Here is a 13,262-nt window from a genome sequence, read left to right as displayed (position 1 = left end):
GCCCTGGCCCCGCCCATATCCACGCTGAACCCCGCCCCTGTTACCAAGGCGACGTAGACGAGACAGGACGCGACGGACACGACGGTTAATATGATCGACACTGAACATCATCAGCTCCTGGACCGCAATGCAGCAAGACAAACAAAAGGGGAGGCACACACTATCCACAAGGATAGCATACAACTAAACATACATAAAGCGCCCACAGTGCTTTAACGCGTTAAAGCAAAACGGATTTCGGGGGCAAACAGAGATTATTTCGCGCCGGCGAAGGCCAAGGATTTTTCCTGCCAGTCATCCATTTTCAGCACCTGCCGGCGGTTGGCGGCCGCTCTCGCCTCCGCCCGGCGCTGCACCAGCGCAAAGGTCAGCAAGGCCAGCTTCCCGCCGAGAGGGCGCCCCAGCTGCTGCCGGAGCAGCTTGCGAAGGAAGACCGGCGCCCCCTGCTCCAGCAGGGGATCATCCAGGCTCTGAAAGGGCTGGACGGAGCCGGGATCGCCCTGCCGGGCGACGCGGCCGTAAAGCTGCCAATCCACCCGCTGGGCTTCATTGGCCTCTGTGGTGATCAGATGCAGGCCGCCGAGGGCCAGCATGTCGGGCGGTACGCGGATATCGGTGCCGCGACCGGCCATGTTGGTGGCAATGGTGATACGGCCCTGCCCCCCGGCAGCGGCAATGATGGCCGCCTCCTCCTGCTCATGCAGGGCATTCAGAACCTGACAGGCAATGCCGCGCGCCGCCAGCCGTGCGGCCAGCGCCTCGCTGGTGCCGATGGCACGGGTGCCGACCAGGATCGGCCGGCCGGTCTCATGCACCCGCAGGATTTCCGCTTCGACCGCATCAAACTTGGCGGCACTGTCCGGCAGCACGCGGGTGGGTAGATGCAGGCGCTGGGACGGCAGGCGGCGCGGCACCCGCACCACGCCCAGCCGATAGACGCGCCACAGCTCCCCTTCCACCCGCTGCAAGGTGCCGCTGACCCCGCCCATGCGGCGGTAAAGCCGGAAGAAACCCTGGAAACTCAGCCGGGCCTGCGGGGCCGTCTGATCGGTGATCGGCACCCCTTCCTTGGCCTCCACCGCCTGATGCAGCCCATAGCTCCAGGAGCGATCCTCCATGAAGCGGCCGGTCAGATCATCGACGATCACCACCTTGTCATCACGGATCACATAATGATGGTCGCGTGTGTAGAAATGATGGGCGGTAAGGGCCTGACGCACCAGCTCTTCCCGCCGGGCCTTGCCACGCCACAGGGGCGGCAGCGTGCGGCCCAGCGTCTCAATCCGCAATTCCCCGGCCGGGGTCAGTTCCAGCAGGCGGGCCTGTTCATCGGGCCGGTAATCCACGCCGGTGACCAGGGCGCGGGCAATCCCATCGGCGATAATGCTGGCTTCGTGCAAGTCCTTGCCCTGGCGGGGGACGGCGATGATCAGTGGCGTCGCCGCCTCGTCGATCAGCACGCTGTCGGCTTCATCGACAATGGCCGTGTGCAGGCCCCGCATCACCGGCTGGGCCGACGTCGCCTCCCCACCCAGCCGGCGGATCAGCCGGCGGTCAGGATCGATGATGCCGCCCAGCGCCAGCTGATCGCGCAGGAAATCCGCCGTCAATTGCTGGCTGGTGGCATAGACCACATCGCAATTATAGTTCCAGCGCCGCCGGGGCGGATCCATGGTGCCAGCGATATGGCCGACACTGACACCACAGGCATCATAGAGCGGGCGCATCAGCTCCGCGTCACGCCCGGCCAGATAATCATTGGCGGTGACGACATGGCAGGGGCGGCGGGTCCAGGCGGCCAGTACCGCCGCCAGCCCCACCACCAGCGTCTTGCCCTCCCCCGTCGCCAGTTCGGCGGCATTGCCACTGGCAATGGCCAGCGCCCCGATCAGTTGCACACGGTAGGGGCGCATCCCCAGGGCGCGGGCAGCCACCTCCCCCACCACGGCCAGGGCAGCGGCGTCGCGGTCCAGCCGCTCGCGCAGCGGCAGACGGCCGGCCAGCCCCACGTCCGCGGAAACCGCCGCCATGCGCTGGCGCAGTGCCTCTTCCGACAGGGGGGCCAGGGCTTCCATCGCGGCCATCACCGCATCGGCCATCTGCCCCAGCCTTTTCAGGCCAAAGCGGCGACGCCGGATCATGCCGGCCAGATTGTCGGCCAGCACATCCAGCCCGGATGCCAGACGGGCAGGGCGGGCCAGCAGACCATGGCCATATTCACGCGCCAATGCCGTCATAGCCGGTACCGTTTCTGCATCAGCTGGTCAACGGCGCGGCCGATACGCTGGGCCACGGTGCGGGGTGCAAGCTGCAGCCGCAGCCGGCCCGACCGGCCATGAAACAGGCCCGGTGCCTCGGTCGGCTTCAGTCGCACCATCACCTGGAAGAAGGCTTCACGCGCGATCTCACCATGGCCTTCCTGGTCGCTGACCTGGATATCGCCGCCCCCCCGCCAGCCCAGCACGGCCGACGGCAGTTCACGCTGCTCTACCGGGATGACGGTGGTGGTCTGGGTGGGCAGCGACCAGCCGGCAATGCCGCTTAGCCGCACCTCCCGCGCATCGACCGGCCCATCGAACAGGCTGGCGGCATCGGCCTGCGGGATCACGGCGACGAAGCGGTAAAGGGCGGGATCGACGATCAGGCCAAGCTGTCCGCCGCGGGGCAGCAGGCTGCCCAGCCGCTGCTGCAGGCCGGGTGCCGCCCAGATACCGGCCTGTTCGGCCCGCACCTCCAGCAGGGCCACCCGCTTTTCCACATCGGCCAGTCGTTCCCGCAACGTCTCCAACCGGGAACGCAAGGGGGCGACATCGGCCATCATGCGGGAATGGGCGTTGGCCAGAATGGCTTCGGTTTCCATGACCTCCGCCTTCAGCTCCCGCTGCTCGAACAGCAGTTCGGGATTGTCCAGCCGCATCAGCAGGTCGCCCGGCTGCACCCATTGGCCGTTACCGGCCAGGATTTCGCGCAGCCAACCGCCCTCCAGCGCGTAAAGCCGCTGGTAATGGTCGGATTCCACCACCCCATGCGCATCCACCGAATAGGGCAGCGGCAACAGGAAGATGGTCGCCGCCAGAAAGGCGGCAAAGCCGGCAACGGCCGTGATGGCCCGATGGCGCTGACGCGCCAGGCTGGGGCCCGACAGCAGATAATTCGGCAGTTTCGCCAGCGGCATACCGATCAGGCCGATGCCCGACAGCAACCCCACGCCCAACCCCAGCCACAGCGACCGGTCGGCAGCATAGATCACCACGGCAACGGCAATCACCAGCCGGTACAGGGTGGAAAGCAGGCCATACAAGCCCAGCAGCACCGCCTCCCCCGGACTGTCGGCAGGGCTGATCCCTTCCCGCACCCCGAAGACATGGCGCTCGATCCAGTAAAACCATTGCCGATTGGCCCGGTCATAGAGATTGGGTACCTGCACCAGATCGGACAGGATGTAATAGGCATCATACCGCAGCAGCGGGTTGCCATTGAAAATCAGGGTAGAGATGGAGGCGATGATCATGGTGTTGAACGCCAGCGCGTTCACCGCCCCATCCCCCGTATAGGCCCAGACCAGGGCCGCCAGGGCGGCCACCGGCAGTTCGGCCAACATACCAGCCGCCCCCACCAAGGCCCGCTGCCAGTGCGAGCGGAAGGCCCAGCTGCTGGTGGCATCCATATAGGGCACGGGCATGAACATCATCAGCATGATGCCGAAGGTGCGCACCTCCCCGCCGAAATGCCGGCAGACCACGCCATGACCCAGCTCGTGCCAGCCCTTCAGCAACACGGTAATGACCAGCAGCCAGGGCAGGTTACCTGGTGACAGCAGGCCCGCCGACTGGGTCAGCAACTGATCCAGATTGTCAAAGACGGCCTTGCCGGCCAGCAGCATCAGCACCCCCAGGACCAGCAGGCTCCAGGGCGTGAACAGGAAGCGGGTGAAAGGCTGGATGCGGCGCAGGAACCCGTCGGGGTCCCACAGGGGCACCCGCATGAAGAACAGCGACAGCAGCTTGGAGCGCATCTCCATCCGCTTATGCTGAACATAGCGGTCGAAAATGCCGTCAATATCCGGCTCCCGATCCACATGCAGCAGGCGCGCCTGATAAAGCTGGGCCAGAAGCTGCACCACCTCTTCCTGGCCCGGTGCCTCCGTCGGGTCGCTGTCCAGCATCTCCGCCCATAATTCCTCCACCGTCTTTTCGGTGGTGAGGGCGGAGAGGAAGCGGAAGGCCGCCGGGCGCAGCCGGAAGAACTCGTTATTATAAGGGTCGTGCAGGATGTACCAGTCATCGCCCCGGAAGCGCTGGCGCCGGGCACGGATGCCGGTGCGCAGACCGATGCGCAGGCCGGCAACGCGAAACCAGGAGTCACTGAAGGTCCGGCGCGCCATGGCTTACCACCAGAGCGACAGGCGCAGCGCGTCAAGCGTGCGGTGGGTGAGGATCCAGAGGATCGACCGCCGTCCCGCCTCGATCTTCGCCACACCGCTCATGCCCGGGCGCCACCAGTCGCGCGCAGCATCGGAGAATTTGGCATGCATGATAAAGACATTGCCCTGGCCCGGCTCCACCTGCGCCACGGGCAGCACACGTTCAACGGTAAAGGCGATCTTCTCATCCGGGCGGGTCAGCAGTGACAATTCGCCCTTGTCGCCAACCTTCACCTCCTGAAAATCGCGCTCACTGACGCGGATTTCCAGATAGATGTCGCGGACCTGCACAACCCGCATCAGGGCTTCGCCCTTGTTCACCGGGGCCCCGACCAGCCGCTTCTGGTCCCCATCCACCACCACCCCGTCAAAGGGGGACTGGATTGTGGCCTGCGACAGGTAATAGCGCACGCGGTCCAACTGCGTGCGCACCTTCTGTTCATTGGCCTCGGCGATGCGCATTTCCGCCAGATCGCCGGACGCGCGGGCTTTCTCCCCTTCCCGCGTCTGGCGGCGCAGGTCGGCCAGACTTTCCAGTTCGCGGGCCTGCATCTCCCGCGTGTCCAGTTTCAGCAAATCCTGGCCCTGCTGCACCTGATCACCGGCGCGGACCGGCACCGCCTCCACGAAACCGTCAAACGGGGCGGAGAGGATGGCCATATGGTCGGTGGAAAGCTGGGCCGTGCCATCAACCCGGTAATCCCAGCGCCCGATCAGCAGGAACAGCAGCAGCAGAACCGCCATCACCCCCAGTGATTTCAGCCCGACATGCTCGGGCTTGATGAACTGGTGGCGCCAGCGATCCAGCCGACGCAGCAGGCGGCCACCCCACCATTCATCGCTCGCCTCCAGCAGGTAAAGCCAGGGCGTGACCTGGCTGGCCAGCAGGCGCAGGGCCCGCAGCCCGTCAATATCCGGCGCCTCGCCCACCCATTCACAGCAGAGAATGCCCACCACCTGCCCATCGCGGCGCAGCGGCAGGGTGAAGATATGATCCACCCCCCAGAGGCGGGCCGCGCGATGATGCGCGGCGCTGATCAAGGCCTCGGTTGCCGGGGGCGGCCACTGGATTTCCGCATCCTGGTCGGCCGCCTCGTCATAGGCGGCCTGCAGCTCCATCACCGTGCTGGTGCGATTTTCGAACCGCTCCAGCCCGCTGATGGCCCGCACCCGCACGGCATTGCCCCGGACCCAGCCGATGCTGGCCTGGGAACAGCCGAAACTGGCCGCCACCATGTTGACGACGCTCATGCAGGCGGCGACGAACCTGTCCTTCGACTGGGTGACGGCCATGATATCCATGACCTGCACCAGATGCGGCACCGTCTCGGCCTCTGCCGCCGGCGGATTGGCGCGCAGGCCGGGAATATCCGCCACCAGCAGGGCGCGGACGACGGCTTCGTTCACCTTCTGCTGGCTGCGCGCCTCCACCACCTGCACCAGCATGGTGGGGCGGGCCAGACCGGGCAACCGGGCCAGCAGCAAGACCATCTGTCCGACCGCCCCATCGCCGGCCCGCAGACGATCGACCGCATAACCGTGGGAAAGGGCGCGCGGCACCAGCGCGCCCGCGGCGGCAATCAACGCCGCCGCATCATGCCCGCGCAGCAAGGGGGCCGCCGCTGGCATCTGCCCCCAGCCATTCTCGCCATCTTCGGTCAGGATCAGACAGGCTTCTGCCCGGCACAGGGCAACGACGCCGGTCAGATAGCGCTGCCAGAACAGATCGTCTGGCAGCACATCGCGGCGCAGCGCGCGCAGAGCGTCAATGGTGGCGTGACCGCCACCACCGGCTTCCGGGCTGAGGGGAACGACCGACATCCGGGCGCTTCCCCTTATTCCGGCTTATCGGCAGGCGGCCCGTCCGGACGCTGCAACGCGATGCGGCCGGGCAGGCCGGGGCGGACCCGGCCATCGGGATTGGCAAATTCCAGCTTCATCTTCACCAGCCCGCTGGCCGGATCAGCGACGGGGGAAACGAAGGTCACCCGCGCTTCCACCGGGATGACCTGCTCACCCGACATTACCTCCACCCGGCCTTTGTCCCCCAGCTTGATGGCACGGGCAAAGGGTTCCTCCACATTGACGGTGAAGATGCAGATGGACTGGTCCACCACGCGCACCACGGCATCGTCACGGCGTACCCGTTCGCCCGTATCCACCATCACGGATACAACCACACCATTGATGGGGCTGGTCACCGTGCGGCGGTCGAAATCGGATTTGGCGATATCATATTCCACGCCCGACCGCGCCCGGTCGGCCTCCAGCGAGCGGACGGCGGCGGCGGCTTCCAGATATTCCAGTTCCGTCCGCCGCAGCTCCGTCTCGCTGATCGAACCGCTGCCCTTGTACAGGCTGCGGGCCGAGTTCAGCAGCCCTTCCAGAATGTCACGCCGCTGGCGCGTCGCCTCCAGCCGGGCACCATCATCGCGCAGAATCTGGCGGCGCTTGACCTCCAGTTCCTCCAGCCGGGCATCCAGGCGCAGCAGGGGCGCGCCAGCCTTGACGCTGTCCCCTTCCTTCACCGGAACATCGCGGACAATGCCGTCCACCGGCACACCCAGCGACAAATCACGAGCGGGTTCAGTGATGCCGCGGAAGCTGGCCACGGTTTCGGCGGCGGCGGGCCCCACCAGCAGCAATGCCAGCAAGAAGCAAGAAATTGTGCGCATCAGCGGCCCCGCTTTTCCGGCATGGAGACGGCATTGATGCCGTAACGCTGCAACAGCATTCCCTCCGCCATATCCAGCGCCGCAAAGGCGCGATCCAGTTCCACATGGGCGACCAGATTCTGGCGCTGGCTTTCCAATAGTTCCTCTTCCCGGTCCAGCACTTCCTTCAGGCTGATCCGGCCTTTCTCGAACTGGTCCAACGCCGCCGACAGCAGGCCCTGGCGCAGGGTGGCGGCACGCTCATTCTCCGCCAGCTGCTTCTGGTTGCTGCGCACCGCATCGATGCGGGAACGGATGGCATTGGTGACGGCCACGTCGGTGGCCTCGCTATCCGTCACGGCGCGGCGCCGGCCCAGGCTGGCCGCCTTGGCCTCGTTGCTGCCGCGCCCATTGCCCAGCAGCGGCATCTTATAGGTGACGCCGACAAACCAGGAATTGTAATCGGCATGCAGGGCATCGCGGCTGGACAGAAGCGGGCTGTCGGTGATGCGCGGCGTGGAATAGCTGGCCACCAAATCCAGGTCCGGGCGGGCCTGGTTTTCAGCATATTCGGCGCGGATCGTCTCCCGTTCGATCTGCAACTTGGCGATGGCATATTCGGGCCAGTTCTCCCGGGCACGCGCCACGCTGGCATCCCAGACAACTGCGTCGGCAGCACTGCGCGATGGCCGTTCGGAGGCCCGCACGGCCAGATCGCCCAACTTGCCATGGCGCTGCAGGTTCAACAGGGTCCAGACCCGGGTTTCGGCATCGGCCAGGGTCTTTTCCGCCTGGGCCAGCCGCACCTGACGCGCCGTCAGGCCGGCGCGGGCCTCATCAATGCTGATCCGGGGCGCGCGGCCGGCATCGGCCATCTGCTCCGTCATACTGACCAGCTTTTCCGCCTTCGCCACCGAACCACGCAGCAGGGATACGGTTTCCTGCGCCCCATAGAGCGACCAGTAGGAATCCACCGCGTCGCCCGCCACTTCCAGCAGCTTCAGCCGATATTGTTCATAAGCGACATCCTGGTCCTTCTCCGCAATCATCAGGCGGGACCGGGTGGCATTGGAACCGAAATTGCGCAACAGGGGCTGGCGCAGCGTAATCTCGAACGTGGCCTTATATTCGGTATCTTCCTTGCGGGCCTTCACCACATTATCGCTGCGGGTGCCGACCAGCTTGTATTTCACCTCGTACCGGCCGCCATAAGGCACCAACCCTTCCACCCCCAGGCTGCCATTATGGGCCCGCTGGTCGAACAGTTTGGTGGCGCGGATCACTTCATCCAGCGCATCATATTCCGTGTAATCGCGGTTATAGCGATATTCGACCGACAAGGTCGGCTCATAGAGCGCACGTTCCGCATCCGACAGAGCCCCCGCCACCTCTGCCGCCACCGCGCTGGAGATGGAGCGGGCATTCTGCGACACAGCCAGGGACACCAGCAGGGCAGTGCTGAGACGGATTTCCCCCTCTGACACGGCGGGGGCCAGCGCCTCCTCAGCCGGGCGGATCGTGGCCGCCACCGGGGCCGGTCGCTTGGCACGTTCCGGCGCGATCACCGCATCGTCAGCCAGGGCGGGACCAGACACCAGCATATGCAGCGCACTGGCCAGCAGCGCACCCTTAAACCCCCGTACCCGCGTCCCCATCTCGCCCCCGACAAGCCCGAAGCGGCCCCACCACCGCCTGTCACCCGATACACACTCAGTAAGCTCCAGGCCGGCCCTGCCCCTCAGGAGGCAAGGCCGGCTTCAACCCTCACTCCGCTGCAACCGGCTCTGCGTCGGTCGCATCGGCAACCTCGGGCACCGAGGCCGAGAGGCCATCGCGCAACTGCACCAGCCGCTCAATCTGGGCCAGCGACGTCAGGTGGCTGTAGATCGGGGTCAGGTAGCGTTTCTGCCGCAATTCTAGGAAGGTTTTATCGGACAGGTTGTTCAGCCGCTCCGCATTCACCACATAGGCGCCCGAAATATTACGGATGCGATCGCCATCCATCACCTTCATGTTCAGCGGGCTGAACATATTCATCGCCTTCAGCTCGGCGCAGAATTCCTGGGTGAAGGCGGCAAGCGACTGCAGCTCGGTCAGATAGGCCTTGATGCGTTCGATCACCGGGGCTGCATTGCCCTCCTCATCGAACAGGCGCTGGCCTTCGACCTCGTTGATCAGATCGCTGCCGGTATCAATGCAGACATTGAAGAACTGTTCCTCCCCCGACTGGGCCAGGGAGAAAGGATAGCGGCGGATGATGGCCGGCACATAGGTGGCATTCCAGCGGCCATCGGCATCGACGAACAAGTTGCGCCCCGGCTCCAGCCCCAGCAGCACCACGGGCATGAAGGCATCCTGCGCCTCATCCTCGACAAAGACGATGGGATAGGTCGCGGTGGCGCGATTGAATTCATGCACCATGATGGACGCGACATGGATAGACGCCGCGAACTTGAAATTCGAGATTGGCAGGACATGAAGATTACGATGAGCGTTGCTATTGAGAATCTCAAGCTTGGTAAACACGTTTACGCCCCATATCGTTTGAATTCGCGCTAAGCCCTCATTGAGGGCAAATGGATATGGAAGTCAAGGGGAGACAACATACACTCGAATCCATGTGCGCTGGAATTATAGTAGAGAATGTTAGTATTTATTCTACTTTTTTTGATTCTCAATGGCAGGAATTTTCTAAAACGGCAAAGATTGAACTAGGCCATGACAGAATGATGAAAAAATCCCCTTCCATTGGCGGAAGTCAGGCGATTCCGGAAATATTCATGTTAAACAAGTATGCATGTCTGGCAGAACAACCGGCACGTCAATCATACGATTTGACTTTGCCTCAAGGCGGTGCTGGCACGGCAACAATATACTGCTTTTCTCTGTGTCGCCGCCCGACACCCGCCCGCAACAAATTCTTGCCTTCAGGATCGGATATCAGACCTGCAATGACAGCCAGACATTCACCCCGTCATGCATGGCGGCCACCGGCACGGGGTCACCTTCCTCCACCGCAAAGGGGGCGGGCGGCAGGAAAAAGCCCGGCTGCCAGCCGCTGGCCGGGCTGTCGCGGAAGGGGCTGTTGTCAAACGTGATGCCCTGGCCGAAATCCAGCCAGATCCACTGCACCAGGGCGGCACAGCGCCCCGCCTTGCTGGCCGTCAGGTCAAACTGCACCCGTCCCTGCATGGGTAGCGTGTCGGCAGTGAAATCAAACCGGAACGGATCGAGGCTTTCCGACAATGCCTCCGGCTGCACCAGCCTTGCATCATAACGCGCGGCGCGCGGGAACAGCCGGTTGAAACCGCTGAGATCGAAGCCGTTTGTCAGGCCGGTGTAAAGATGCTTTTCCAGCAACGCCCCGCCGGCCAACGCCACCCGCACGCCCCCCTGTTGCGGCAGGATGCGGGCATCGGGGCGCAGCAGCCGCGCCTTGGCATCGATCACCGCCGGGATGACCCGTTCGGACAGGAAATCGCTGGCAATGATTTCCGACAGCAGCACATCGGCCGGCCGCGGCAGATCAACCCCCACCTGCAGGGCGGTGGACAGCTTGTTCACCACGGTGATGCGGTCGGCCAGACCGTTCTGGGCAATGATGCGGCGGGCGGCATCGGCGATCCAGGGCACCGCCTCGCAGGTGATGACCTGGGCCCCGGCGCGCGCCGCCATCATCGCCAGCAGGCCGGAGCCGGTGCCGATCTCCAGCACCAGATCGCCCGGCCGCACCTGCGCCTTGATCGCCGCCTCATAGGCATCGTTGCGCGGCGCATCATTCACCATCGGCACATGCCAGAGCGACAACATGCGGGTGCGCAGCTTGGTGCGCAGCAATTCGGCATCCAGGAAATCGGGTTTCAGTTCCAGGGCCCGCTCCACCTGGAGCACCGCTTCCTCGAACCGTTCCAGATCACGGCAGGCGGCAGCGAGGTTGAAGCGGCTGATCGGGTCTTCCGGTTCCGCCTCCACCGCGCGGGTGAAGCTGGCCGCCGCCGCCTCCTTCTTGCCAAGCTTCTGCTGGCACAGGCCGATATTGAAATGCAGGCCGCGATATTTCGGATCGGCCTTGCCGGTGCGCTGAAAGGCATCCAACGCATCGGCCCAGCGGCCTTGCGCCTTCAGCACCACGCCCAGATTCCAGCAGACGGGGGCCAGCCCCGGCTGCTTCTTGTCGATCTTGCGATAAAGCGCCTCCGCCCCCGGCCAGTCACCCTGGTTCTGCCGCGCCACGGCATCGGCGAAAATCGCGTTCAGATCCATCATCAAACCCCGGTGACCATCCGCTGGAACTTTTCCTTATCTAGCCCCGGCGGGCGATCCGGTACAAGTGACAGCAAAAACAACGACGAATAAATGATCCACTTAGCCCGGATTATGCACTGGTGTCGTGCTGAAATTTGGGGGGTGTGTAGCGCAAGTCATTGATTGAGTTTATGATTCAGTCGCCAAACACAAATCCGCCCCATCCAAGGACGCTGCACCCGCCATACGAGCAACTGTCTTTTCATGCGGCTTTGGCTTTCCATGGTTTTGCGTCCCTGACGATGGCATTGAGGACAGTGACGAGTTTGCGGACACAGGCGATGATGGCGAGTTTTTTGGGTTTTCCCCTGGAGACGAGGGAATCTCTGAATTCTTTGAATGACTTGTTATGTGTCATGGCGACGAGAGCGGCCATGTAGAGGACGGTTCTGACCTGTGGCCTTCCGCCCCTGATGGATCGATGTCCCTTGAATTTGCCGCTGTCTCGGTTGAAGGGGGCAACGCCGACCAGGGCAGCGATCTGCTTGCGGGTGAGTTTGCCGAGTTCGGGGAGTTGGGCGATCAAGGTAAAAGCGGAGATTGGGCCGATACCTGGAACGCTGGTGATGAGAGCATGGAGAGCTTGCAGGTGGGGCGTCTGCTGGACGATTTCCTGCATGACCTTCTCGATCCTGACGATATCGGCGAGAATGGCGTCGAACCGTTCTGCGGCGGATGCCTTGACCATCGGATCGCGGAAATGCGGGATCTGATTGTTCAGACGCACCCGTTCATCGATCAACTGGCGGCGATAGGTGAGAAGTTCTTCCAGACGCCGCTGCTCCTCACAGGGCAGCGGCGTTGGGTCCGGACACCTGATCCGGCCGAATTCGGCCAGAACAGCGGCATCAATCGCATCCGTTTTGGCCTTGCGCCCCATGCCACGGGCCATCTGGCGAACCTGGGCCGGGTTGACGATGGAAACGGCAATGCCAGCCTGGGTCAGCAGCTCATGGGCCAGCCGCTCATACCCGCCGGTCGCTTCCAGGATGACATGAGGGTTTGGCAGGCTGCTGAGACGGCGGGCCGATGTGGCAAGAGCAGACGGCGTGTTGCTGACGGTCTCGGTTTTGTTACGGCCGGAAATGAAGACGTCGAGGCTGGCTTTGCCTACGTCCAAACCAATAAACGTGGTATCCATGATCCTCCGCATCCCTTTCTCGTGAGTTCGGTGTCGGGCACCTGACAACTGTTCGGGCTTACGAGATGGGGCGGCACGGGAACCAGGCTGAGGGACGGGCTTTTAGCCCAATCCGCCGACGGTCTCCGTGCCGCCTTGGCTTACGCGCCAGGTGGCGCGGGCCGGCAGTCGCCGGCCTCCAATCCGCCAAGGGTCAAACCCTCGGCGGATTGGTATGATCCGCACGATCCGGGCTCACAGGCCCCGGGTGGAGATCCTGGTTCGGGCCGACAGCCACTATGCAGCACCGGAGGTGTTCAACCTCTGCCGGGCCCGGGGCGTAGATTTCATCCCCGGATTGGCCACCAACGCCGCCCGGCGCGCCCATGTCATCCCGCTGGAGGCCAGCACCAGGGCAAGGGCAACGGGATCAGACAAGGTCCGCCGCTTCACCGCATTCCATGATGGCGCCCGCAGCTGGTGTCGGGTTGAGCGCATCATCGCCCGTGTCGAGGCGGGGCCGCAGGGCGTCGACACCCGCTTCATCCCTGGGTCAAGCCCGAGGACCACCAGCCTGACCGGCGGGCGGGGCAAGTGGCTCTACGAACAGGTCTATTGCCGCTGGGGCATGGCGGAAGAGCACACCAAAAGCCGGAAAACCCACTTAGTACTACAGTTGCGTTTGTTGTAATCGATAGTGGACGAGAGCGGCGTTTGCCTGATGTCTTCGCCTCCAGAGTGACCAGTCGAGGACGGCGTC

Annotated in this window: 9 protein-coding genes; 1 reads left to right on the top strand and 8 read right to left on the bottom strand. The window is 63.8% G+C overall.

The window, feature by feature from the left end:
• Positions 1–254: 254 nt before the first annotated feature.
• From CHB97_RS17030 to CHB97_RS16995, 8 genes are all read right to left on the bottom strand, one after another.
• On the bottom strand, positions 255–2,237 hold the full coding sequence (locus CHB97_RS17030; RefSeq protein ID WP_089289203.1) for a hypothetical protein: 1,983 nt from the start codon (positions 2,235–2,237) through the stop codon (positions 255–257).
• On the bottom strand, positions 2,234–4,384 hold the full coding sequence (locus tag CHB97_RS17025) for a site-2 protease family protein (protein ID WP_089289202.1): 2,151 nt from the start codon (positions 4,382–4,384) through the stop codon (positions 2,234–2,236). The genes CHB97_RS17030 and CHB97_RS17025 overlap by 4 nt, the downstream gene beginning before the upstream one ends.
• Positions 4,385–4,387: 3 nt before the next feature.
• Positions 4,388–6,244: an efflux RND transporter periplasmic adaptor subunit gene (locus CHB97_RS17020; RefSeq protein ID WP_089289201.1), complete on the bottom strand. Its 1,857-nt coding sequence runs from the start codon at positions 6,242–6,244 to the stop codon at positions 4,388–4,390.
• Positions 6,245–6,258: 14 nt separating this feature from the next.
• Entirely contained in the window at positions 6,259–7,098 is an 840-nt protein-coding gene (locus CHB97_RS17015; RefSeq protein WP_089289200.1) for an efflux RND transporter periplasmic adaptor subunit, read from the bottom strand.
• Positions 7,098–8,732 (bottom strand): TolC family protein, encoded by a 1,635-nt coding sequence (locus CHB97_RS17010; protein ID WP_089289199.1) that lies wholly within the window; start codon positions 8,730–8,732, stop codon positions 7,098–7,100. Before CHB97_RS17010 ends, CHB97_RS17015 begins: the two co-directional genes overlap by 1 nt.
• 109 nt (positions 8,733–8,841) lie before the next feature.
• A complete protein-coding gene (locus CHB97_RS17005) occupies positions 8,842–9,603 on the bottom strand; it encodes a SapC family protein (RefSeq protein ID WP_089289198.1) in 762 nt (253 codons plus the stop codon).
• 414 nt (positions 9,604–10,017) lie between these two features.
• Entirely contained in the window at positions 10,018–11,343 is a 1,326-nt protein-coding gene (locus tag CHB97_RS17000; protein ID WP_089289197.1) for a tetratricopeptide repeat protein, read from the bottom strand.
• Positions 11,344–11,584: 241 nt separating this feature from the next.
• A complete protein-coding gene (locus tag CHB97_RS16995; protein ID WP_160105958.1) occupies positions 11,585–12,523 on the bottom strand; it encodes an IS110 family transposase in 939 nt (312 codons plus the stop codon).
• Between the two features lie 214 nt (positions 12,524–12,737).
• Here CHB97_RS16995 and CHB97_RS16990 point away from each other — a divergent pair, with 214 nt between their 5' ends.
• On the top strand, positions 12,738–13,193 hold the full coding sequence (locus CHB97_RS16990) for a transposase (protein WP_089289195.1): 456 nt from the start codon (positions 12,738–12,740) through the stop codon (positions 13,191–13,193).
• Positions 13,194–13,262: the final 69 nt, after the last annotated feature.

This window comes from Azospirillum sp. RU38E (genome assembly GCF_900188385.1).
Classification (GTDB): Bacteria; Pseudomonadota; Alphaproteobacteria; order Azospirillales; family Azospirillaceae; genus Niveispirillum.
This window is presented reverse-complemented; position numbering and strand designations above follow the sequence as displayed.

Coding starts and splice junctions, on each gene's coding strand:
- CHB97_RS17030 (WP_089289203.1), bottom strand. CDS start 2,237: ATGACGGCATTGGCGCGTGAATATGGCCATGGTCTGCTGGCCCGCCCT.
- CHB97_RS17025 (WP_089289202.1), bottom strand. CDS start 4,384: ATGGCGCGCCGGACCTTCAGTGACTCCTGGTTTCGCGTTGCCGGCCTG.
- CHB97_RS17020 (WP_089289201.1), bottom strand. CDS start 6,244: ATGTCGGTCGTTCCCCTCAGCCCGGAAGCCGGTGGTGGCGGTCACGCC.
- CHB97_RS17015 (WP_089289200.1), bottom strand. CDS start 7,098: ATGCGCACAATTTCTTGCTTCTTGCTGGCATTGCTGCTGGTGGGGCCC.
- CHB97_RS17010 (WP_089289199.1), bottom strand. CDS start 8,732: ATGGGGACGCGGGTACGGGGGTTTAAGGGTGCGCTGCTGGCCAGTGCG.
- CHB97_RS17000 (WP_089289197.1), bottom strand. CDS start 11,343: ATGATGGATCTGAACGCGATTTTCGCCGATGCCGTGGCGCGGCAGAAC.
- CHB97_RS16995 (WP_160105958.1), bottom strand. CDS start 12,523: ATGGATACCACGTTTATTGGTTTGGACGTAGGCAAAGCCAGCCTCGAC.
- CHB97_RS16990 (WP_089289195.1), top strand. CDS start 12,738: ATGATCCGCACGATCCGGGCTCACAGGCCCCGGGTGGAGATCCTGGTT.